Source organism: Domibacillus indicus, from assembly GCF_000970685.1.
Classification (GTDB): Bacteria; Bacillota; Bacilli; order Bacillales; family Domibacillaceae; genus Domibacillus; species Domibacillus indicus.
Map to the genome: position 1 here is coordinate 350,361 of NZ_LAJB01000007.1, position 22,155 is coordinate 372,515.

At 44.7% G+C, this 22,155-nt stretch carries 21 protein-coding genes and 3 riboswitches; of the genes, 7 read left to right on the forward strand and 14 right to left on the reverse strand.

All coding sequences use genetic code 11. From position 1 onward, the window contains the following. Positions 1-25 precede the first annotated feature (25 nt). Both VP98_RS09885 and VP98_RS09890 read right to left on the reverse strand, forming a co-directional pair. Positions 26-634, reverse strand: coding sequence for a CPBP family intramembrane glutamic endopeptidase (locus tag VP98_RS09885; protein WP_046175212.1), 609 nt, complete (start codon positions 632-634; stop codon positions 26-28). A gap of 67 nt (positions 635-701) precedes the next feature. After that, entirely contained in the window at positions 702-1,139 is a 438-nt protein-coding gene (locus tag VP98_RS09890; RefSeq protein WP_046175213.1) for a MarR family winged helix-turn-helix transcriptional regulator, read from the reverse strand. A gap of 178 nt (positions 1,140-1,317) precedes the next feature. Between VP98_RS09890 and VP98_RS09895 the strand changes: the two genes are divergently transcribed. Further along, positions 1,318-2,319: an acyltransferase family protein gene (locus tag VP98_RS09895; protein WP_046175214.1), complete on the forward strand. Its 1,002-nt coding sequence runs from the start codon at positions 1,318-1,320 to the stop codon at positions 2,317-2,319. Further along, positions 2,316-4,052, forward strand: coding sequence for a B12-binding domain-containing radical SAM protein (locus tag VP98_RS09900; protein WP_046175215.1), 1,737 nt, complete (start codon positions 2,316-2,318; stop codon positions 4,050-4,052). The genes VP98_RS09895 and VP98_RS09900 overlap by 4 nt, the downstream gene beginning before the upstream one ends. 187 nt (positions 4,053-4,239) lie before the next feature. Here the strand turns inward: VP98_RS09900 and VP98_RS09905 are convergent, their stop codons facing one another. From VP98_RS09905 to VP98_RS09915, 3 genes are all read right to left on the reverse strand, one after another. Then, a complete protein-coding gene (locus tag VP98_RS09905) occupies positions 4,240-5,028 on the reverse strand; it encodes a TerC family protein (protein ID WP_046175216.1) in 789 nt (262 codons plus the stop codon). Positions 5,029-5,131: 103 nt separating this feature from the next. Beyond that, a riboswitch (yybP-ykoY riboswitch) is annotated at positions 5,132-5,234 on the reverse strand. 32 nt (positions 5,235-5,266) lie between these two features. Further along, the gene (locus VP98_RS09910; RefSeq protein WP_046175217.1) at positions 5,267-8,347 is read right to left on the reverse strand and encodes an efflux RND transporter permease subunit; all 3,081 of its coding nucleotides are present in this window, start codon (positions 8,345-8,347) and stop codon (positions 5,267-5,269) included. A 300-nt stretch (positions 8,348-8,647) separates the two neighbouring features. Further along, entirely contained in the window at positions 8,648-10,219 is a 1,572-nt protein-coding gene (locus VP98_RS09915; protein WP_046175218.1) for a peptide chain release factor 3, read from the reverse strand. Between the two features lie 171 nt (positions 10,220-10,390). Between VP98_RS09915 and VP98_RS09920 the strand changes: the two genes are divergently transcribed. From VP98_RS09920 to VP98_RS09935, 3 genes are all read left to right on the forward strand, one after another. After that, complete coding sequence (locus VP98_RS09920; protein ID WP_046175219.1) at positions 10,391-11,608, forward strand: NupC/NupG family nucleoside CNT transporter; 1,218 nt, start codon at positions 10,391-10,393, stop codon at positions 11,606-11,608. A gap of 69 nt (positions 11,609-11,677) precedes the next feature. After that, positions 11,678-12,112, forward strand: coding sequence for an OsmC family protein (locus VP98_RS09925; RefSeq protein WP_046175220.1), 435 nt, complete (start codon positions 11,678-11,680; stop codon positions 12,110-12,112). Positions 12,113-12,262: 150 nt separating this feature from the next. Beyond that, positions 12,263-12,514, forward strand: coding sequence for a GlsB/YeaQ/YmgE family stress response membrane protein (locus VP98_RS09935; RefSeq protein ID WP_046175222.1), 252 nt, complete (start codon positions 12,263-12,265; stop codon positions 12,512-12,514). A 47-nt stretch (positions 12,515-12,561) separates the two neighbouring features. Here the strand turns inward: VP98_RS09935 and metC are convergent, their stop codons facing one another. Beyond that, the gene (gene metC / locus VP98_RS09940; protein ID WP_046175223.1) at positions 12,562-13,707 is read right to left on the reverse strand and encodes a cystathionine beta-lyase; all 1,146 of its coding nucleotides are present in this window, start codon (positions 13,705-13,707) and stop codon (positions 12,562-12,564) included. A gap of 5 nt (positions 13,708-13,712) precedes the next feature. Further along, positions 13,713-14,813 (reverse strand): methionine biosynthesis PLP-dependent protein, encoded by a 1,101-nt coding sequence (locus VP98_RS09945; protein ID WP_046175224.1) that lies wholly within the window; start codon positions 14,811-14,813, stop codon positions 13,713-13,715. A 62-nt stretch (positions 14,814-14,875) separates the two neighbouring features. After that, positions 14,876-14,981: riboswitch (SAM riboswitch) on the reverse strand. Positions 14,982-15,143: 162 nt separating this feature from the next. Between VP98_RS09945 and VP98_RS09955 the strand changes: the two genes are divergently transcribed. Together VP98_RS09955 and VP98_RS09960 are read left to right on the forward strand one after the other, a co-directional pair. Continuing rightward, positions 15,144-16,448, forward strand: a complete 1,305-nt coding sequence (locus VP98_RS09955) for an NAD(P)-dependent malic enzyme (protein WP_046175226.1) — start codon at positions 15,144-15,146, stop codon at positions 16,446-16,448. A gap of 175 nt (positions 16,449-16,623) precedes the next feature. After that, positions 16,624-16,899 carry a hypothetical protein gene (locus VP98_RS09960; RefSeq protein ID WP_046175227.1) on the forward strand — a complete coding sequence of 92 codons (276 nt, stop codon included), beginning with the start codon at positions 16,624-16,626 and terminating at the stop codon, positions 16,897-16,899. 31 nt (positions 16,900-16,930) lie between these two features. Here VP98_RS09960 and VP98_RS09965 read toward each other — a convergent pair whose 3' ends face one another. The 7 genes from VP98_RS09965 to VP98_RS09995 form a co-directional block, all read right to left on the reverse strand. Next, positions 16,931-17,443, reverse strand: a complete 513-nt coding sequence (locus tag VP98_RS09965) for a divergent PAP2 family protein (protein WP_046175228.1) — start codon at positions 17,441-17,443, stop codon at positions 16,931-16,933. Between the two features lie 102 nt (positions 17,444-17,545). Next, complete coding sequence (locus VP98_RS09970) at positions 17,546-18,448, reverse strand: diacylglycerol/lipid kinase family protein (protein WP_046175229.1); 903 nt, start codon at positions 18,446-18,448, stop codon at positions 17,546-17,548. 198 nt (positions 18,449-18,646) lie between these two features. Further along, positions 18,647-19,276 (reverse strand): thiamine phosphate synthase, encoded by a 630-nt coding sequence (gene thiE, locus VP98_RS09975; RefSeq protein ID WP_046175230.1) that lies wholly within the window; start codon positions 19,274-19,276, stop codon positions 18,647-18,649. Beyond that, positions 19,273-20,079: a bifunctional hydroxymethylpyrimidine kinase/phosphomethylpyrimidine kinase gene (gene thiD, locus VP98_RS09980; RefSeq protein ID WP_046175231.1), complete on the reverse strand. Its 807-nt coding sequence runs from the start codon at positions 20,077-20,079 to the stop codon at positions 19,273-19,275. Before thiD ends, thiE begins: the two co-directional genes overlap by 4 nt. A 1-nt stretch (position 20,080) precedes the next feature. Continuing rightward, positions 20,081-20,887 carry a hydroxyethylthiazole kinase gene (gene thiM / locus VP98_RS09985; protein ID WP_046175232.1) on the reverse strand — a complete coding sequence of 269 codons (807 nt, stop codon included), beginning with the start codon at positions 20,885-20,887 and terminating at the stop codon, positions 20,081-20,083. A gap of 15 nt (positions 20,888-20,902) precedes the next feature. Continuing rightward, entirely contained in the window at positions 20,903-21,385 is a 483-nt protein-coding gene (thiW, locus tag VP98_RS09990; protein WP_156151359.1) for an energy coupling factor transporter S component ThiW, read from the reverse strand. 51 nt (positions 21,386-21,436) lie between these two features. Next, a riboswitch (TPP riboswitch) is annotated at positions 21,437-21,536 on the reverse strand. Between the two features lie 118 nt (positions 21,537-21,654). Further along, a complete protein-coding gene (locus tag VP98_RS09995) occupies positions 21,655-22,092 on the reverse strand; it encodes a peptidylprolyl isomerase (protein ID WP_046175481.1) in 438 nt (145 codons plus the stop codon). Positions 22,093-22,155 lie beyond the last annotated feature (63 nt).

Below are 22,155 nucleotides of genomic sequence, written 5' to 3' on the forward strand. Positions count from 1 at the left end.
AGAAGTGTCTTTTATATTAGACACTTCAGCCAAGCGGAAGAAAAATGATAAAAAGCAGATCAAAAATTAAATGAGAGATAATTAAAAGTGGAATGCTTTTTCGCCAAATATAAAGGCTTCCCCAAAAAACACCTCCGCATAAGGCGGCCAGCATCCAGATCCATTCTCCGGAATAAATAAAAACAGAGGCATAGAAAAGAGCGGCAATGACCATCGCTGCCCATTCATTCATATAGCGTCCCAGCCTTTTTTGAATAAATCCGCGAAAAAAAAGTTCTTCTCCCGGAATAATAATAAGTACCAGAACGATATAATGCCAGATAAATACCGGGCTGAACAATGCATATATAGATGATACGTGCTCTTCAACTGATAAAGGCAGCACTTTTAATAAAGCGTAACCCGCTGCAAACAGGACGTATAAAACAATTCCTGAACCGATTCCGTAAAGCATAAATCTATTTGTATTTTGCTGGTCATCAATCGGCTCGCTTATAATAGAAATGCTCATAAAAAACAAAGCGGCAGCCGTATAAATATACCAGAAAATATCCGAATCAAAAAAAGTTACGTATAAAAGAATATACGCCCCAATCACTCCAACAATAAAACGCCAGTCTTTCCACAATGCCATTTGTAAAGCCCCTTTCTCGTTAACCCGAGTCATTTTACCATAGATAACGCCGAGTGATCAAAAAGGGTTATGACAAATTTTTGATAGATAAGCCCAGTTTTTTTAATATTGCTGTTGCCTGTTCCACTTCTTCCTCTGACAAGACCTTAATCAGCTCATGAATATTTTGTTCGTGCTTCGGAAAAATACGTTCAATTAAATTTGTTCCTTCTTCCGTTATGGCCGCATGAGTGATACGGCGGTCCTCAGAGCACGCCACCCGCTTCAGCAGCTGTTTTTTTTCTAGTTTATCAACCACGTACGTAATACTTCCACTTGCCAGCAGAATTTTTCCGCCTATCTGTTGAAGCGGCTGCGGCCCTTTGTGATACAGCAGTTCAAGCACTGCAAATTCTGTCGGATTAAGTCCGGCTTTTTGAATATATCCGTTTACTTGTTCATTAACCACTTTGTATGCACGCGATAAGACGATGAATAGTTTTAACGATGCTTTACTGTCTTTCATGGCTGCTCCCCTGCCTGTTCATTTCTTTTTACTTCTTTCTACGTTACACATTTTTGCTTTGAATGAAAAGTATTAACCCGCTTATTTCTAATTTTTCTACAATTGTTTTTTGTCGATTTCTTTTCCAGGTCGTGTATAATAGCGTCATGTGTTTATCTTACTTATTCAGGTGATTTTATTGAAAAAGCGTGATGACTATTTTGATAATGTACGGTTCTTTTTGATTTTTTTAGTTGTCTTTGGCCACTTAATGCGTCCTTATGTTTACGATAGCCCGCTTATTTACTCGCTTTATATGACCATCTATTCGTTTCATATGCCGGCGTTTATTTTTATATCTGGTTTTTTTGCTAAAGGAATTATGCGGCAGGGCTATCTTAAAAAAACAGCAGGAAAGCTGCTCGTTCCCTTTGTGATCTTTCAAATTGCTTATTCCATTTTTTACTTCTGGATCGATCATGAAGAAGCACCATCTGTCAGTCTGCTGATTCCCGAATGGTCTCTTTGGTTTTTAATCAGCTTGTTTTTCTGGAACGTATTTCTTTTCATAGTAGTAAAATGGCTAAAAAGGCCTTTTCTGGCGCTTGCGGTTTCAGTTGCGGCGGGGCTGCTGATTGGGTTAATGAGTGACTCGCTCACCATTCTCAGCGTGGGGCGGACATTTGTTTTTTTTCCTTTCTTTTTAGCAGGCTATTATGCAAAAAAAGAATGGCTTCAGCCGCTTTTCCGGGCTTCAAGCCGGCTGCTGCTGCTGCTTTTTGCAGCGGGGCTGTTTGTGTATTATCACGCCAATACCGATATTCAAATCGAGTGGACGTTCGGTTCCATTTCTTATGCAGAGCTTGGGGCCCAGCCATTAACCGGTGTGCTTGTCCGTATCTTAATGTATATTATTAATGTTATTATGATTGCTTTTGTGCTTTCTATTGTGCCAAAGAAAACGTTTTTCTTTACGCCCTGGGGCCGTCATACCCTTTATGTGTATTTGCTGCATGGCTTTTTCGTTCAGTCATCGCGGCGGGTCGATACACTGGAGCTGCCGCCCTCCCTGTTCGTTTTGCTGGCAGCTGCAGCCGGGTTGACGCTGCTGCTTTCGTCGCCATTAACGGCTGCTTTGTTCCGGCCTTTTCTTGAACAAAAACGGCCGGGCTTTTTACTGAAAAAGGAGAATAAATTGTGAATATAACTGTTTGCACGCTAAATGCAAAATACATCCATACCAACCTGGCCATCCGCTGCTTAAAGGCATATTGTGAAGATGCTTATAATATCCGGATTGCAGAATATACGATTAAAGACCCTGTTATGAATATTGTGGCAGACTTATACAGCCAGAAACCAGATGTTATCGGCTTCAGCTGCTATATATGGAATATTGAAGAAACGATCCGGGTTGCCGGCATGGTCAAAAAAGTGCTGCCACATTGCACGATTGTGTTTGGCGGGCCGGAAGTGACCTATGATGTTCCGCACTGGCTTGACCGACTGAATGATGTTGATTTTATTGCGATAGGCGAAGGTGAAAAAACCTTTCGAATGCTGTTAGACGAGTTGTCCGGCAGCCGGAATTTTTCAAATGTGCCCGGACTTGCTTATAAACAGGATGGCACTCACTGTATCCAGCCGCAAACAAATAAAATTGACCTGCGGGAGCTTCCTTCCCCATTTCGATTTGAAGAAGACCGGGATTCTTTATCCAAGCGGATCACCTATATTGAGACAAGCCGCGGCTGCCCGTTCCGATGCCAGTTTTGCCTGTCGTCCATTGAAACAGGAGTCCGCTATTTTAACCGAGAAAAAATAAAAGATGACATTCGGTTTTTAATGAAAAATGGCGCCAGAACGATTAAATTTGTTGACCGTACATTTAATATAAGCCGCAGCTATGCAATGGAGATGTTTCAGTTTTTAATCGATGAACATTTGCCGGGCACTGTTTTTCAATTTGAAATTACCGGAGACATTATGCGTCCGGAAGTTATTCAGTTTTTAAATGAAAATGCGCCGGCCGGTTTATTTCGATTTGAAATCGGCGTACAGTCAACAAATAATGATGTAAATGAACTTGTTCAGCGCAAGCAAAACTGGGAAAAGCTTGTCCGAACGGTTACCATGGTGAAAGAAGGCGGCAAAATTGATCAGCACCTTGATTTAATTGCCGGCCTCCCTGAAGAAAATTATGATTCATTCCGCCGTACATTTAACGATGTATTTGCACTCCGTCCTGAAGAGCTCCAGCTTGGCTTCTTAAAACTGCTGAGGGGTACCGGACTTCGTTTGAGCGCTCCGCACTACGGCTACAAGTATATGGACCAGGCACCTTATGAAATGCTGTCCAATCGTGTCCTTCCGTTTGAAGAAGTCATCCGTATTAAACAAACAGAAGATGTTTTGGAAAAATACTGGAATGATCATCGAACGGATGAAACGATTGAATATATTACCCGTCATCTTGCTTTGACGCCTTTTGACTTTTTTCAAGATTTCGGAGCATTTTGGGAAACAAAAGGCTGGGGGCGGATCGGCCACCAGCTTGAGGACTTATTTAAACGGCTCTTCTCCTTTGTACAAGAAGCGTATCCGGAAGAATCTGCTCATGTAGAAAGCATCATGAAATATGATTATTTGATCAATCAGCGCTTTAAGCCCCGCAAGCCATGGTGGCATTCAGAAGAAACGAAAACTGCCCCGCTCATCTACAAACAGCTGGCTGCCCATCCTCTTGCTCTGGGCGAGGCATTTGCATCACTTCAGCTGCGTGAAAAGGATTTGCATAAACACACCATTCTAGAACCTGTAACCATGCAGAAACACAGAGATGGATGGGTAAAAGAAGATGGATGGATGCTTGTTTACTTTAATCCAGCTGGAACCGGAGCCTCTGTTTATTTTTTGGGGGCACAGTGTAATTGAAGCTATTTAAAAAAAGGAAGGGACCTTATGGCGGCTCCCTTCCTTTTTCTTTATTTTAGGCTCGTATCTTCTTTCTTTTAATTAAAAAGAAAAAGCAGGATCAATTTTACCCATAATATGCTCTGCAATAAGCTGTGATAGGAACAAATTGTACACGCTTGAACTGTTAATGTTTGAAGCGTTTTGTTTATATACCCGGTTCTTCAATATTCCTTTCCGGGCCTTTTAACCGGGCGACAAGGTAGCCGCCTGCCGCGATTGCAAGAAGAACAGCCCAAAATGTCAGCTTCCACGGCTTGGATTCAGGAAAATGCTCATCAAGAACAGCCAGGGAAGGATGGGACAATGTGAATACTGCCAGCTTTACACCTACCCAGCCAACAATTAAAAACGCAGCTGTTTCGAGTGTCGGGTACTTTTGCAGCAAACGAACAAACCAGGTTGCTGCAAACCTCATAATAATAACTCCAACAAAGCCGCCGAGGAACATAACAAGGAACTGGCCGGAGTCGATGCCACCAATTTGTCCCCATCCGGCTTCAGGAAGAGTAACGGCGAGCGCGACGGCTGCCAGCATGGAATCGATAGCAAATGCAATATCGGCTATTTCCACTTTAAGCACGGTCATCCAAAAAGAAGACCCTTTTAAATCTCTTTCAACACCATGTCCTTCCACTTCCTCCTTTCGTTCTTTCCATTTTTTGAACAGATGGCTAAAAGCGATGAAAAACAAGTAAAGAGCTCCAATTGCCTGGACCTGCCAAACCTGCACAAGAAACGAAATAAGAAACAGCGCGGCAATCCGGAAAACAAATGCCCCCAATAATCCATAAAATAAAGCTTTTTTCTGTTCTTCTTTCGGTAAATGTTTAACCATTACCGCCATAACCACTGCATTGTCAGCCGCTAAGATACCTTCAAGGATAATGAGAACGCCAAGCACCCAGGCGTACTCCAGTAATAACGCTGTATCCAATCGCTTCTCCACCTTTCATTTTATTCCATTTTTTGATATATAAACCAGAATGAAGAACAAAAAAAGCGAGACCTTTGCCTGAAATTCAGGCAAAGGTCTCGCTGAGCATGTCTCGTCTTCATGCCAACAGCCCCGATGGATCAAATCCATGAAATGACGACGCTGTTTTAGGTTTATACCTAACGCTACTCCCCTTTGACTATTTGTCAAAAGAAAATTCAATTTTCTACAAAGTTAATTATACTTCTTCTCCACTTTCCTGTAAACTCTTTTTTTTGCGTGTCTGGCGGTCAAACAAGCTGAAGACCACGGGAATCACAAATAGTGTTAAAAAAGTACTGGAAATCAAGCCGCCAATAACGGTAATTCCCATCGGCTGATTAATTTCTGTTCCATCCCCAATTCCTGATGCAAGGGGAATTAATCCTAAAATAGTCGTAAGCGACGTCATTAAAATCGGGCGGACTCTGTCTTTTACCGATTGGACAATTGCTTCAGCGCCGTCGTATCCTTCTCGTTTCCGCTGCAAAATATAATCGACAATCACAATCGCGTTGTTTACGACAATTCCTACTAAAATGAGTATGCCGATAACAGCCGGAATGCTGAGCGGCAGCTTGGTAATAAGGAGTGATAAAGCGACTCCGATAATCATTAAAGGAACCGTAAACATAATAACAAATGGATATTTAAATGATTCATATTGCGCGGCCATGACAATGTAAATGAGCACAACGGCTAAAATCAAAGCCATAATCATATCGTCTTTTGAGTTATCAAGCAATTCCTGGTCACCGCTGTATGACATAATGGTTTCATCAGACAGCTGCAGGTTTGCAACCCGCTTATCGACAGCCCCGGAAATATCACCTAGATTTTCATCAGCTGCATAGGTAACTGTAAATTGAACCGCATCCTGCCCTTCAATATGGCGGATATTAACAGGACCGTTTGTTACCTCGATATTGGCCACTGATTCAAGCGCAATAAAATTGCCGGACGGTGTTTTAATCTGCATTTGTTTAAGGGCATCCAGATTTTCGGTTACTTCTTGATCATAACGGACATATACCGTTTTCACTTCAGAGGTTTCACTTTCAATCATTTGAGTCGCAAAAGCTCCGCGTGTTGCATCATTCACAATTTGGGCAATTTGCGCCGGAGCAAATCCAGCAGCCTGTGCGTCTTCCCGGTTTACCGTCATTTGAATTTCCTGGACTGTTTCATCGCGGTCTGTTCTTACATCGGTTACACCGCGAATCCCTTCCACTTCCGATTGGATTTTTTCAACAGCCTTATCAAGCCGGCTCGAATCGGCATCCCGGACGCTAAAGCTCAATGTCTGGGGAGCCGTACCGGAAGCCGACTGAAGGTTGAATGTTACTTCAGCTTCTTGATTAACCGCCTGTGCCGCTTTCTCTGCAGACGGTTTTACATCATCCACAAATTCAAAAATAGAGCGATTTCGCTCTTCAGTCATTTTTACATAAATCTCCGCTTCGTTGGCTTCGCCTGTCCCGCGTGAAGCATTTTCCTGGGTTGAACCGATTAAACTTACATATACTTGCGTATCGCTTTCTTCAGCAAGCACTTTTTCCACTGACTGGACGACCCTGTTTGTTTCTTCAAGCGATGTCCCGCTTTCCGTTTCTACGCGGATCGTCGCAAACCCTTCGTCGGTCGGCGGCAAAAACTGGGTGCCGGCTCTTGTCAGGCTGAATATGCCGGCCGCCAGAAGAACAAGCGCTGTAACAAGTACAACAGCACGGTGTGCCAGTGACCAGCGAACTGCTTTTTCAAACGCCACAAGCCGCCGTGACTGCTGCCGTTTTAATTCAGCCTCTGCCGGCACCGAGGTTAAAAAGCGGCTTGCCATCATCGGAATCACTGTTAAAGCGACCACAAGAGATGCAAACAGGCTGAATGAAATGGTCAGCGCAAATTCCTTGAAAATTTGCCCGAGAATACCGGAAATAAATACAACAGGCAGGAAGACAGCAACGGTTGTCAGCGTAGAAGCAGTAATGGCTGCTCCTACTTCTTTTGCGCCGTCATATGCAGCTGTTTTCGGATCTTTTCCCATTGACAGATGGCGATAAATATTTTCAATTACGACAATAGCATTATCTACCAGCATACCGATGCCAAGCGCAAGCGCGCCAAGTGTCATGATATTCAAGTTAAACCCGGCAAAATACATCAGTACAAATGTGACAATAACCGAGTAGGGAATCGCTACTCCAATAATAAGCGGGCTTTTTATATTGCGCAGGAAGAAAAACAGCACCGCCATGGCAAGCAGCCCGCCGACAATAAGCGAGCTGGCAATATTGCTGATTGCAAGGCGTATATAGTCTCCCTGGTCAAATAAAATATCTGCCTGAACCGATTCATACTGTTCTCTTGCCAGAAGTTCGTCCAGCTTTTCCTGAAATCCTTCTGACACGTCTGCCGTATTTGCATTGGATTCCTGAAGAATACTGAGCAGGACCGCAGGCTTGTCATTAGCACGCGTAACGGTATTTTCATTTAAAGCCTTCGTTTCCACAGCAGCGATGTCCGCCACTGTTACTTCTTCTCCATTCAGCGGGTTAACAGATACCGTTAAATTTCGGATATCTTCCTGGGAAGCCAGCTGGCTCATAACACGTGTTGTGAGCGTTTTGCCCTCTGATTCAACTGTACTGCCCGGAAGCGAGATATTATTTGCCTGGATAAGCTGCACCACATCGGACTGGCCAATACCATACTCCTTCATTTTTTGCTCATCCAGTTCGACAATGACTTCATCGGCAGTAATGCCGGTGACGCTTACACTGGCTACTCCTTCAACAGATGAAAGGTCTGTTTGAAGCGTTTCGGCCAGCTGCTCAAGGTCTGCTTCTCCATCCGACTGAAGAGACAGCTGAATAATTGGAAATTGGGACGGATCAAATTTTAAAAATTGCGGCTCGCCAGCCCCTTCAGGCATTGTTGTCTGTCCAATCCGCTGCAGCACGTCATTTTGTACATCATCAATATCCGTACTCCATGAAAATTCAAGTAAAATAAAGTTAGATCCTTCCTGTGACGTAGATGAAATATTTTCAATCCCTGGAAGCGTAGACAAATTTGCTTCAAGCGGCTTGGTTATTTTTTCTGACACCTCGGCAGGCCCCGCTCCGTCGTATGTGGTAACCACAACGGCAATCGGGGGATTTAAATCAGGAATTAATTTCAGCGGAATGCGCATAAGCGATACAATTCCGAGAATAATGACTAAAAACATGATAACCGTCGTGAAAACGGGACGGTCAATGGAAAACTTGCTTAATTTCACATTTTGTTCCTCCTCTTTGCTCCGAACGTTATTCTTTCACTATACCGAATGTAAAGCCTTCTGACCAAATTGAACACTTCTTACAAAAAAAAGAAGTCTCTCAAAGGAGACTTCTTTTGGAGTGTAGACAAAGTTAGAAAGCCGGCTGATTGAAAACGTTTGGCTTTCCAGGAGCGCCGCCCGCTGGGAAGCGGAGTGACCTTTTAGGGGGGGCATGAGCATTCCCAGCCGGCAAGTGACGCCGAAAGCAAGAGTTTGTCAACAGCCTGAAAAAAGTCTCTCAAAGGGGACTTCTTTACATTATCCTATTAAGTTATAAAGGCGGATATTTTCGTGCTTATCCTGGAACCAGCGCAGTGCAAAGTCATTTTCAAACAAGAAAACAAGATTGCCGTGACGATCGCGTACAAGCGTGCTGCGTGAGGAAGACATAGCGTCGGTAATATCTTCTTCATTTTCAACCCAGCGGGCGATTTTCTGGCCGATCGGCTCCATGCGGACTTCTGAATTGTATTCGCCGCTCATCCGGTGCTCAAACACCTCAAACTGAAGCTGTCCGACAGCACCGAGAATATACTCTTCTGTGCGGACTGTTTTATACATCTGGATTGCACCTTCCTGGACAAGCTGTTCGATTCCTTTATGAAAACTTTTTTGCTTCATGACGTTTTTCGCGGCCACTTTTACAAAAAGCTCCGGCGTAAACTGAGGAAGCTTTTCAAATTCGAAAACCGGCTTTCCGCCTGTCAGTGTATCGCCAATCTGGTACGTTCCAGTATCATACAGCCCGATAATGTCGCCGCTGACTGCTTCATTGACTGTACTGCGGTCATCAGCCAAAAATTGTGTTGACTGTGAGACTTTTGTTGTCTTTCCTGTCCGGGCAAGCGTCACCGGCATGCCGCGTTCGAATTTACCGGAGCAAATACGCAGGAAAGCAATCCGGTCACGGTGAGCCGGGTTCATATTTGCCTGGATTTTAAAAATAAAACCGGAGAATTGTTCATTAAGCGGATCAATCTCCCCGGTATCCGCTTTACGGGGCTGCGGAGAAGGAGCAAACTGCAAATATGTTTCCAGAAAGGTCTGCACTCCAAAGTTCGTTAAAGCACTGCCAAAAAAGACCGGCGAGAGCTCACCAGAGTTGATTTTTTCTCGTGAAAAATCATTGCCTGCTTCATCAAGCAGCATAATATCATCCATTGCTTCTGTGTAAAGCGACGACTGTTTGATTGGATGATCTTCCGCAATATGTCCATCCTCATCAAGCGGTAAAAATCGGTTCTCCTCTTCCGTCCGGAACTGTTCCACCCGCTTGTTGTAACGGTCATAAATGCCGAAAAATTCTTTCCCCATACCGATCGGCCAGTTCATCGGATACGATTGAATACCAAGCACTTCTTCCAATTCTTCAAGCAGTTCAAGCGGCATTTTTCCTTGCCGGTCAAGCTTGTTGATAAACGTAAAAATGGGAATGCCGCGCATCCGGCAAACTTTAAACAGCTTTAATGTTTGGGCTTCAATCCCTTTGGCTGCATCAACAATCATAACCGCACTGTCCACTGCCATAAGCGTGCGGTAGGTATCCTCGGAAAAGTCCTGGTGTCCCGGTGTATCCAGGATGTTTACATTATATCCTTCATAAGCAAACTGCATAACGGAAGAGGTAACCGAAATGCCCCGCTGCTTTTCAATTTCCATCCAGTCGGAGGTGGCAAACTTTCCTGTTTTCTTTCCTTTTACCGTTCCGGCGTCCCGGATTGCTCCTCCAAATAGGAGAAGTTTTTCTGTCATGGTTGTTTTCCCGGCATCCGGGTGGGAGATAATAGCGAATGTTCGTCTTGATAATACATCTTCTTTAAATGATGTCATTCTGTTCTTCCTTTCTTTCCTTACGCGTTTATATTCTGACGATTCAGATAACATATATAAGTAAGTATTATTTTAATTTTACGTCTTTTTTTAAACAGTTGAAGAGCCGACGGTGTTAATTATAAACTAGTCAGATGTGGATGTGTAATGAAAATTAAAGGAGTGGGCTAAATGACGTTCCTATGGGGACTTTTTGGAATTGCGATTATACTGGGGATTGGGTTTCTTTTTTCAACGAATAAAAAACGCATCAATTGGCGAACCGTGCTGGGCGGGCTGGCCTTTCAGCTTGTTTTTGCTTTTGTTGTATTAAAGTGGTCCTTCGGCCAGAAAATGCTGTTAGGACTGACCGAGATTGTAAATGCTATTACCGGATATGCGAACGAAGGAATTAACTTTTTGTTCGGCGGCCTCTATTCGGAACAATCCGGCATTACCTATGTTTTTGCATTAAACGTTCTGCCGGTTGTGATTTTTTTCTCGGCGCTTATTTCGGTTTTGTACTATTTGAAGATTATGCAGTTTTTTATTAAAATCATCGGTGGCGTGTTATCCTTCCTGCTCGGCACCCGAAAAGCAGAATCGATGTCTGCTGCCGCCAATATTTTCGTCGGGCAGACGGAAGCACCACTTGTTATTAAGCCTTATATCGGAAAAATGTCAGAATCCGAATTATTTACAGTGATGACCGGCGGACTCGCCTCTGTCGCCGGCTCTGTTCTCATTGGGTACTCGCTGCTTGGCGTCCCGCTTGAGTATTTGCTTGCGGCAAGCTTTATGGCCGCTCCAGCCGGTTTGGTGATGGCGAAATTATTCGTTCCTGAAACTTCAAACGAGCCGGAACCGGCAGAGTTTAAAATGGAATCAGATGAAGATGCCGCCAATGTTATTGATGCAGCGGCCAAAGGAGCCGGCGTCGGCCTTCAGCTCGCTTTAAATATTGGCGCTATGCTGCTAGCGTTTATCGCAATTGTAGCATTGATTAACGGATTGCTTGGCTTTATTGGCGGACTGGTCGGCTTTGATGAGCTTTCACTCGAGTTAATTCTCGGCTACATCTTTGCGCCAATTGCCTTTGCAATCGGTGTTCCGTGGAATGAAGCCGTTACAGCCGGAAACTTTATCGGCCAGAAGCTTGTAATTAACGAATTTGTCGCTTACTCCAATTTCGCTCCGGAAATTGGCAGCTTATCAGAAAAAACGGCCGCCATTATTAGTTTTGCGCTTTGTGGATTTGCTAACATTTCCTCTCTTGCTATTTTGCTTGGCGGTCTTGGCAATCTGGCGCCGACCCGCCGTAATGATATTGCCCGTCTTGGCTTAAGGGCAGTGCTCGCCGGCGCGCTTGCGTCATTGCTTAGCGCTGCAATTGCCGGAATGCTCATTTAACGTTTCACCGTTCTGGATCAGGGGAAATAAAGAAGAGATAAAATTTGACCTGATAAGGAGCGATTGCTAATGGAGCCTGTTTACAGTGTCACTGTTAATGCGCAGGGCGGACGCGAAGGAAAGGTCTGGACGGAAGAAGGACCATTAAACCTGGAATTGACTACCCCGGCTGTTCTGGGCGGAAAAGGGCAGCTTCGGACGAGCTACCTTGAATTGTTTGGCGCTTCTATCGCGGCCTGTTACCAAAATGCTATTCAACAGGCGGCAGGCATTGACGACCATGATAATCCAGACGAAGTATTTGCGGATGTCGCAGCACAGGTAGATGTATTAAAAGATCCGGAACGGGGCGGCCATCGCCTCAGCGTCGTGCTTCATGTAAAATTCTATGGCGGGCGCTTTAATGAACTGCTTGATCTGCGTGTGATTGATGAAGCAAGTGGATTTTGTCCGCTTATTAAAGCTCTTGAAGGCGAATGTGATTTTGCAATACGGAGATACTAAAGAAAGAGCCGGGGCTCTTTCTTTTTTTACAATAACATTATCGGAATATTTCAAATTGATTTTTATTGGATTTTTGGTTTTAGAATTCGTATATCGGGAATACATAAACCATCAAGCCATTACAATTTACTTATTAGGAGGTAACAAACTATGGGCTTTATTATTTTCTTGATTGTCGGTGGAATCATCGGCTGGCTGGCTGGACTTATTCTAGGTAAAGATATTCCAGGCGGAATCATCGGCAACATTATTGCAGGTATCATTGGTGCATGGATTGGCGGCGCACTGCTGGGCGACTGGGGACCAGACATTGGCGGAATGGCAATTATTCCCGCATTGATCGGTGCAGTAATTCTCGTTGCCATTGTAAGCTTTATCCTTAAAAAAATGCGTCACGCATAATATTTAAAAAAAACGTCATCCTTCGCAGGATGACGTTTTTTTGTTTATTAATTTTCAAATGCCTGCTCGAAATCGCGGATAATATCATCTGGCGATTCCAGCCCGACAGAAAGCCGAAGCAGGCCGTCTGTGATACCCCGTTTATTCCGTTCCTCATCCGGCATCGCCGCATGCGACATTTTGGGAGGATAAGACAAAATCGATTCTACCGCTCCAAGGCTTACAGCGAATACTGGAATCTTCACATTTGCACTAAATCGGCGCACCGCCTCTTCGTCCTCAAGTTCAAACGATAAAACAGCACCGCCTCCGGAAGCCTGCCGGAAATGCACAGAATGGCCGGGATGAGAGACGAGACCAGGGTAATAAACATTTTTCACTTTTGAATGTGAAGCCAGGTAATGGGCAATTTCGGCCGCACCTTTTTGTGACTGTTCCATCCGTACAGACAATGTCTTTAAGCCGCGCAGTACAAGCCAGCAGTCCTGCACGCCAAGAACGGCGCCAAATGAATTTTGGAGAGCATACAGCCGGGCAGCCAGTTCTTCATCTTTCGCTACTGCCAGGCCGGCCAGCACATCACTATGTCCGGATAAAAATTTCGTGGCGCTATGTAAAATAAGATCGACTCCTAGCTCAATCGGACGCTGCAAGTATGGAGTGAGGAAAGTATTATCTAAAAATGTCAGGCATCCATTTTCTTTTGCCAGCTTAACAACACCCTCAATATCCGTCACCTTCAGTAATGGGTTTGAAGGTGTTTCCATATAAATTACTTTCGTATTAGGCTGAATCGCTTCAGCTACTGCCTCAAGGTCGGTCATATCCACAAATGTATGATCAATGCCAAAACGTGTTAATACAGACGTTACCATTCTAAATGTTCCGCCATAAACATCCTCGGTTACAACAACATGGTCCCCTTTTGAAAGAAGAAGAAATGCTGTTGAAATAGCGGCCATGCCGGATGCAAAAGCAAAGCCACGCACGCCCCCTTCCAATTCCGCAATTGCTGCTTCGAGCGCTTCGCGTGTTGGGTTTCCGGACCGGCTGTAGTCATACTGGCCAAACGCATCAAAATCCGCCTGGTGAAAGGTGGATGCATGCTGAATCGGCACGCTGACTGCTCCGGTGGCAGGATCGAATTTATGGCTGTTATGCAGTAATTTTGTCTGGAATGTATAGTCGCTCATGTTGTTCATCCTTTCATTTTCTCAAATGCCTGCGTAAGATCTGCAATTAAATCATCTGCGTGCTCAATGCCGATTGAAAATCGAAGCAGCCGGTTACAGACGCCATTGGCAATACGTATTTCTTCTGGAATATCCATATGTGTCTGTGTCGCCGGATAAGTAATAAAGCTTTCTACACCGCCGAGGCTTTCGGCAAAGGAAACAAGGTTTATATTCTGGAGGAACCCGTTTACCCATTCTTCTGATTTTAAACGAAACGAAAGCATTCCTCCCTGTCCCGGATACAGGACATCGAGAATATCATCATGAGAAGCAAGAAACTCGGCAACTTTCCGGCCGTTTTCAGTATGCTGCTTCATACGAAGGCTTAACGTTTTCATGCCCCGGGCCAGAAGCCACGAATCAAACGGCGACAGCACAGCCCCGATTGCATTTTGAAATTCAAATACTTTCGCTGCAAGCTCTTCCCCTTTTACTGCAATTAATCCGGCCAAAACATCATTATGCCCGCCAAGATACTTTGTTGCGCTGTGAAGAACAATATCGGCACCCTGCTCAATCGGGCGCTGCAGCACAGGTGTATAGAAGGTGTTATCTACAATCAGGATAAGGTTATGCTCTTTTGCAAATGCCGCTACCGCTGCAATGTCAGTTTCTTTCATAAGCGGATTTGTCGGCGTTTCCAGAAAGATGGCTTTCGTCTGCCCAATAAGATTGTTTTTTGTTTCTGTTAAATCCTCAAAGCTTTCATATGTAAAATCCAGCCCGAATTTCTTCCAGCCTTTTTCAAACAAGCGGTAGGTCCCGCCGTATAAATCAGCTGACACTAAAAAGTGGTCGCCTGGCTCAAATAATGATAGAAGCGTGTGGATAGCGGCCATGCCGGAAGAAAAAGCAAACCCTGCATCGGCATCTTCAAGGTCAGCAATCGCTTTTTCCACAACCTCCCGGGTTGGATTGCCTGTACGGACATAATCGTAGCCAGTTGACATACCGATCCCTTCATGACGGTAAGCTGTCGAAAAATAAACAGGGGGATTTACCGTCCCGGTCGGATTATTTGTCCGGTTGCCAATTTGTGCTAGCTTTGTTTCAATATTTGTCATTTCAATCGCTCCTTTATATATAAAAAACAAGCCTCCATGGAAGAAGGCTTGTTTTACACTTCTTCTCATCTTCCGGACGGTGTCAGCCCGCTGGATTTAGCACCTTTGCCATTTTGGCAGGTTGCTGAAGCATCGCCGGGCCAGTCCCTCCGCTTCTCTTGATAAGGTTTTGTTTAATTGGTCTTATTTTTTAAATGTACAGGAAAAAGCGACAGCTGACAACCTTTTTATTTTTGGGACATTTTTTGCCCGATTCTATTTACAAGCCTGCAAAAAGACGATACAATACAAAAATAAATTTTCTGAAAATTTAACGAAAGAACTATTTTCATGCTGTGTAAACGAACTGTATTAAACAGAGGAAGAGGGATTGTATTGAAAAACTTGCGCCAGGAAGCTTTGGACATTCACCGCCACTATCAAGGAAAGCTGGAAACCACTGCTAAAGTCTCAGTAGCCAACTTAAAAGATCTCAGTCTGGTTTATTCACCAGGTGTGGCTGAACCATGCCTTGATATTCATGCAAGCGCTGAAAAAATTTATGATTATACGATGAAAGCAAATACTGTCGCTATAGTGTCTGACGGATCAGCTGTTTTAGGCCTTGGGGATATCGGTGCAGATGCCGCCCTCCCTGTTATGGAAGGAAAAGCAATTTTATTTAAAAATTTTGGGGGTGTGGACGCTTTTCCGCTTTGTATTAATTCCAATGATATTGAAGACATTATTAAAACGGTGAAGCTGACCGCTTCTTCTTTCGGCGGGATTAATCTGGAGGACATCAAAGCCCCTAATTGTTTTATCATTGAAGAGCGCCTGAAGCAGGAAATGGACATTCCCGTTTTTCACGACGATCAGCATGGCACGGCAATTGTAACGGCTGCCGGCTTAATAAATGCGCTGAAACTTGTGAATAAGTCTTTTCACGAGCTGAAGCTTGTCATTAACGGCGCCGGTTCCGCAGGGATTGCCATTGCCAGGCTTTTGTTTCAATTCGGTGTCAAGGAAATCATTATGTGTGACACGAAAGGCGCTATTTATAAAGGGCGTACTGCCGGCATGAATCTGGTAAAAGAAGAGATTGCTTCCTTTACAAATCCGAATTGTGTAAGCGGTTCTCTTGAAGCAGTAATAAAGAAAAGTGATGTATTTATTGGTGTATCAGCCGCAGGAGCTCTTACACCCGCTATGATTCAAACAATGAACAACAATGCAGTTGTATTCGCCATGGCAAATCCAAACCCGGAAATCCTGCCGGCTGAAGCTAAAAAAGCAGGCGTCCGAATTATCGGCACAGGCCGATCTGATTTTCCGAATCAAGTGAACAATGTACTCGCCTTTCCAGGAATCTTCCGCGGTGCTCTTGATACACATGCAGTTGACATTAATGAAGAAATGAAAATGGCAGCTGCTCATGCCATTGCTTCTCTTGTAGATGCAGATAAGCTTTCTGAAGATTATATTATTCCTTCTGCGTTTGACCCGCGAGTCGCACCGGAAGTAGCTGCAGCTGTCGCCCAGGCCGCAATGGATTCGGGTGCCGCCAGGAAACATGTTTCAGCGGAATCAATCCGTCATAAAACGTATCAGCTTTCTTCCCTGCAGGTTCGCCCAACACCTGTCCCTGTATCTTGAATGTAAAAAAGCCCTGGCACACAGGGCTTTTTTTATGCATAAAAAAAGGTTTACAGCATAAAAATAAAAGGAATTGTAAATAAAAATCCTCTGAATGTTAAAGTTTTGTAAATTTTGTGTTAAGATATACATAAATCTATTGACAAGAGGAAATGGAGGAAGGAGTGAATGAGCTATGACAGTAGCTGAATTTTACGGAGGAATCGAGTATTCTGTTACACAATTTGCTGTACAGCTTACAAATGAAATTGAAGAAAAAATTGTTATGCGTGAATTGTTTTATGAAGATCAAATTACCCGCTATATTGAACGCCGCGCTGCACTTTTCATCCAATCTTTAAACCTCTCACCCGCTATTTCAGCCGTTATGAAAAAAGACGTGATGCGCCATGTTCTTTTTAAATTAAAGCCAGTTATGAACCGCCATATTGTTTTCAAATTAGTAAAGTAAAAAAGCGCCCATTAAGGGTGCTTTTTTTACTTTACTGCCGCGGCTGCCTGACAGCGATACGCTGCTCCGCTTTACGGATGCCATCTTCTATTTTCGCTGATAAAAGGCCTAGCAGAACGCCTAATAATGCACCTGCTCCCACTTCTACCGGCTGATGGCCAAGAAGCTCTTTCAGTTCTTTTTCACGCTGGACATATTCAAAGCTTGGGAATTCACCGGAGAACTTGACCAGATTGTCTTCAAGGTCATTGACAAGCTGGGCAATCTCTCCTGTGTGACGGCGGATTCCCTGGGCATCGTACATTACAATAACGCCAAATACAGCAGCAAGCGCTGTTTCAGTATGGCGCCAGCCTTTGTTTGCAGCTACGTAAGAAGCCAGCGCTGATACACCTGCCGAGTGAGAACTTGGCATGCCTCCCGTTGTAAATGCCTGCTTCCAGTCCCACTCGCCGCTCACTTTTTTATGAGTAAAAATCTTCATTCCCTGTGCAATTCCAATTGCAGATAAAGCGGTGACAATACCTCGATTCATCTTTTCCATTCATACCCCTCCACTTTACAAGCTGGCCTGTAAGAGCCTTTCAATTCATCTTCTGTTCTTTTGATACCCCAAAAAAGATTTTTATATGCAGGCAAAGCAGATTTAACGGGCTGTTATGATCATATTAACTGCTTTTTCATAAATAGCAATAACAGCAGGAGTCATGCCGATTTGCTCACCGTCAATCATTACTTGAACAGGATGATTCGTTTCAATCATAATATTTTTCCCTTTTTTATAGGTAACACCTGTCCGAAAAATTGGTTCTCCTCTTATAAGAAGCGGAAACAGGCCAAAAAGCAGCCGGCTCCGCTTAACGGAATGAATGAGTGTTACGTCTGCTATTCCATCAATCGGATGGGCGTATGGACAGATCACAAGTCCTCCCCCGTATAAGGATGTATTGCCACAGGCAATCATCCATGTCCGGTCGGATACATACTTATCTCCGTCAATGGTCACAATGCTTTTAAATGGTTTGAAATAAAAACTGGAAAGCAGAGCACCCAGCCTGAAGGAAAGCCCTCCGGCTCCCGCTCTTTTAAGAATTTTTCTTAAGACAGCTTTAGATGAGCGTCCCGCGATAAATGCATCAAGGCCAATGCCCGATACTGTTAATCCGAAGCTGTTGTTTACTTTTAGAACATCAAGCTTAGTCGGCTTTTCTTTTAAAAGCTTCTCTACAAATAGGTGAGGATTGTTTGTTAAACCAAATATACGGGCGGCATCGTTTTCAGAGCCTGCTGGCAGCAAGGCTGCTGCCGTATCTGTGTGAACAAGATCCTGCAGAATGGCATTAAGCGTGCCGCTTCCTCCAATCGCCGCGACTGCTCTTACCTTTTCTTCTTTCAGCCTGTTCCAGACAAAGTCACGCACTGCTGCTTCAGAACCGCCAATGAGTACGTCATAATAAACTTTTTTCTCTTTTAAAACCTTTTCAACTTTCTTCCACAATGAAACGGCCTGCCTGTTTCCGGAAGATGGATTAACAATAAATAGGTACATCGTGTCACCCGGCCTTATTTTAATCTATCATTTTCTTCATCATAGCATGAAAAAAGACCTCATGCTTTTTTTCTATAATAAAAAGAGGTGCCGTTGAAGCACCTCTCAGCTTGCAGACAATGTCACTTTATCATTGAACAAATAGAAGAAGATGATTGCAGCTTAAAAACGGAATATCTTCTTGACGACTCTCTTTTTTTAATTTCCTGCTTTTTTTAACTGCGCAGCAGCTGCCGCCGGGTCATCTGCCCTGCTGATAGCTGTAATAACAGAAACTCCGTCTGCTCCCGCCTCTATGACTGCACCGGCGTTTTCAATTGTAATGCCGCCGATTCCTACAACCGGAAATTCCGGATGATGCTTTTTCATAAGGCGAATTAAAGCTGTCCCAGCTACAGGACGCGTGTCAAGCTTCGTTTCTGTTGGATAGACCGGTCCTGTACCTGCGTAATCAGCGCCATCTTGGATTGCCTGCTCAAACTCTTCCATTGTATGTACGGATACACCGACGATGCCTCCTTTTATTTTTTTCCTTACCATGGAAGCCGGTTCATCCTCCTGCCCGATATGAACACCGTCTGCACCAATCTGGACAGCAAGCTCAATATCATCATTTACAATGAACGGAATACCCGCCTCCCGGCAAATAAACTGCAGGTTAAGGGCCGTTTTCTTTTTCGCTTCTCCGGTCAGTGCCCCTTCACCTTTTTCGCGGAATTGAAACATTGTAATCCCGCCTTTAATTGCTTGTTTAAGTACTTTCTCGATTGGTTCGGGGCAGTTTGGAGTTCCAGCAATAAAATAAACGGCCAGCTGTTCACTTTTCATTTACTGCCGCCTCTCCGGCGAAACGCCCAGTGATTGGTCGGCCCATGCCCTTTGCCAAGATAAAGCCCATCTTCAATAGCCGCCTGTATAAATTCCTTGGCTGTTTCAGCTGCCGCCTGCACGGAAGCACCCGTGGCAATTGAAGCCGCCATTGCTGCTGAAAAGGTGCAGCCGGTCCCATGCGTGTCTTTTGTATCGATCCGGCGGCCGGTGAATGTATAATACTCACTTCCATCGAACAATAAATCAACAGTTTGAGATCCTTCCTCGTGGCCGCCCTTGATAAGCACATTTTTCACGCCAAGCGACAAAATGATCTCTGCGGCTTCTCTTTTGCTCGCTTCGGATGTGATTTTCATGCCGGCAATAACTTCTGCTTCAGGAATATTTGGTGTAACAACAAGCGCACGCGGAAGCAGTGTCCTTTTCAACGCTTCAACTGCCGCTTCCTGCAAAAGGGAAGCCCCGCCTTTGGCAATCATCACTGGATCTACAATGATGTTTTGGCAGTTGTATTCCGATAGTTTCCGGGCAGCCGCCTCAATGATTTCCGCTGAAAAAAGCATTCCGGTTTTTACTGCATCTGCACCAATATCTGATAGGACCGCATCGATTTGCTTTTCTACCGCTTCAGCCGTCATCGGATAAACTCCATGAACACCAAGCGTGTTCTGGGCTGTCACAGCTGTTAAAGCAGAGGTTCCAAACACGCCAAGCTCTTGAAATGTTTTTAAATCAGCTTGAATTCCCGCGCCTCCTCCGCTGTCTGATCCTGCAATCGTTAACACTTTATAAATAGCCATCTTAGATCGCCTCCAATTTTCCGCCCTGGATGATTTCTTCATGCCCGGTTTGATGCAGTTCATTTAAAAATTCAGCAGCAAATGTACCGGGGCGGCCTGCACCAGACAGCCCGGCGGCCCGCTCCGCAGCAACACCGTAAAATAACAAAGCTGCAGCTGCGGCCTTTGCATAATTTTTTTCAACCGCGCAAAATGCTGCAATAACGGAGCCAAGCAGGCAGCCCGTGCCGGTTACACGTGTTAAAATCGCATCGCCGTTTTGAATGGCGTACGCCTCCCCTTCCTGCCTAAAAACAATATCCTCCTTGCCTGTGATTACACAGGTAAGGTTCAGCTGGCCGGCTGCCTCTTTTGCCAGCTTCCGCATATTTTCATTTCCGCCGCCGTCTACACCTTTTACTTGAACGGGCCGGCCGCATAAAACCGCAATTTCGCCGGCATTGCCCCGCAAAACATCTACCTTCACTTCCGATAAAATACGCCTGGCGCTTTCTGTCCGGTATGAAGTAGCTCCTGCTCCAACCGGATCAAATATAACCGGGATGCCTTTTTCATTGGCTGCTTTTCCAGCTAGAATCATCGCTTCAATCTTGTCTGCAGTGAGCGTGCCAATGTTTAAAACAACCGCTCTGGCAATATGGGCCATATCTGCTGCTTCTTCGACTGCATCCGCCATAACCGGAGAAGCTCCAAGTGCAAGCAGGCCGTTTGCCGTAAAGTTTGTGACAACTGTATTTGTTAAATTGTGAATAAGTGGCTGTTCATTTCTTACTTTTTCGAGAAGCTGTGCTGTATAATTATTATTCATTTCCTATCATCCTTTCTATCTAAATAGTCGTGTTTTTTTTAAGCGGACCGTAATCAGCCATCCTAAAACGGCGCCTGTTACACTGCTGATCAGAAAAGCCGGCATAAAAGCAAGCGCCGCCGCTTCCATCCCGAGAAACAAGTTGGCAACAGGCACCGACACAAGTGAGGCCACAACTCCTGTACCAATCATTTCTCCCACCGCTGCTAAAGGTGCTTTTTTCCATTTCCAGTACGCATAGCCTGCAAAAAGCGCTCCAATCATGCTGCCAGGAAACGCCAGTATGGTGCCCAGCCCGAGCAGGTTTCGGACTGCTGCAATTAAAAAAGCGATGATTACGGCAGGCCCCGGACCAAGGAGGACAGCCGATGCTACATTAATAGCGTGCTGTACGGGAAAGGCTTTGGCTGCACCCGCCGGAAACCAAATAAACGTTGCGCCAAGCACTCCAAGGGCAGCCATCAGGCTCATTACAGCCATATTCTTTGTTGTAAACACAAAAAACCTCCTCAAAAAAAGCCGGCTCAGCAATACGCTGAGCCGGCTTTTTGTCAGTGATTGCTACTTCCCTCCGCCGGCATAATCCGGATCAGGTCATTGGAGTTAAGGAACATCCTCTCTCAGCCCGAAGGCACCCCCAGTAGTCTTATATTCAATTGCCTATTTTATTTTTGCATAACCCTGTCAGGCTCGTCAACCATATCGAGGGGAACAGCAGACACTCTTTCTGCATAAAAAAAAGCCGGCAATCCGCCGGCTTCTGTACATTATGCGTCAAACACTTCTACTTTTTCCATTACATCGCCATTTTTCATGGATTTTACTGCTTCTATGCCGGATGTTACCTGGCCGAATACCGTATGAACACCATTTAAATGTGGCTGTGGCTCGTGAACGATAAAAAACTGGCTTCCGCCTGTATCTTTACCAGCGTGCGCCATAGAAAGAGATCCTTCCTGGTGCGTATGAGGATTTCCTTCTGTTTCACACTTAATCGTGTAGCCGGGACCGCCCATACCAGTTCCTGTCGGGTCTCCTCCCTGGCTGACAAAGCCAGGAATAACGCGGTGGAATACTACGCCGTTATAAAATCCTTCATTTGCCAGCTTCTCAAAGTTTTCAACTGTACCCGGCGCTGCTTCCGGAAACAGGTCAAATTCAATTTTCTCGCCGTCTTTCATTTGGATATAACCTTTTTTGGCCAAGTGAATCGCTCCTTTGATTTTAATCTTTCTTATCATACCACGCACCTTCAGATTTTAAAACAA

What these genes read in the sequence shown, in the direction of transcription:
- VP98_RS09885 (WP_046175212.1), bottom strand. Translation starts at nt 634, where the DNA reads ATGGCATTGTGGAAAGACTGGCGTTTTATTGTTGGAGTGATTGGGGCG.
- VP98_RS09890 (WP_046175213.1), bottom strand. Translation starts at nt 1,139, where the DNA reads ATGAAAGACAGTAAAGCATCGTTAAAACTATTCATCGTCTTATCGCGT.
- VP98_RS09915 (WP_046175218.1), bottom strand. Translation starts at nt 10,219, where the DNA reads ATGACATCATTTAAAGAAGATGTATTATCAAGACGAACATTCGCTATT.
- VP98_RS09920 (WP_046175219.1), top strand. Translation starts at nt 10,391, where the DNA reads ATGACGTTCCTATGGGGACTTTTTGGAATTGCGATTATACTGGGGATT.
- VP98_RS09925 (WP_046175220.1), top strand. Translation starts at nt 11,678, where the DNA reads ATGGAGCCTGTTTACAGTGTCACTGTTAATGCGCAGGGCGGACGCGAA.
- VP98_RS09935 (WP_046175222.1), top strand. Translation starts at nt 12,263, where the DNA reads ATGGGCTTTATTATTTTCTTGATTGTCGGTGGAATCATCGGCTGGCTG.
- metC (WP_046175223.1), bottom strand. Translation starts at nt 13,707, where the DNA reads ATGAGCGACTATACATTCCAGACAAAATTACTGCATAACAGCCATAAA.
- VP98_RS09945 (WP_046175224.1), bottom strand. Translation starts at nt 14,813, where the DNA reads ATGACAAATATTGAAACAAAGCTAGCACAAATTGGCAACCGGACAAAT.
- VP98_RS09955 (WP_046175226.1), top strand. Translation starts at nt 15,144, where the DNA reads ATGCTGTGTAAACGAACTGTATTAAACAGAGGAAGAGGGATTGTATTG.
- VP98_RS09960 (WP_046175227.1), top strand. Translation starts at nt 16,624, where the DNA reads ATGACAGTAGCTGAATTTTACGGAGGAATCGAGTATTCTGTTACACAA.
- VP98_RS09965 (WP_046175228.1), bottom strand. Translation starts at nt 17,443, where the DNA reads ATGGAAAAGATGAATCGAGGTATTGTCACCGCTTTATCTGCAATTGGA.
- VP98_RS09970 (WP_046175229.1), bottom strand. Translation starts at nt 18,448, where the DNA reads ATGTACCTATTTATTGTTAATCCATCTTCCGGAAACAGGCAGGCCGTT.
- thiE (WP_046175230.1), bottom strand. Translation starts at nt 19,276, where the DNA reads ATGAAAAGTGAACAGCTGGCCGTTTATTTTATTGCTGGAACTCCAAAC.
- thiD (WP_046175231.1), bottom strand. Translation starts at nt 20,079, where the DNA reads ATGGCTATTTATAAAGTGTTAACGATTGCAGGATCAGACAGCGGAGGA.
- thiM (WP_046175232.1), bottom strand. Translation starts at nt 20,887, where the DNA reads ATGAATAATAATTATACAGCACAGCTTCTCGAAAAAGTAAGAAATGAA.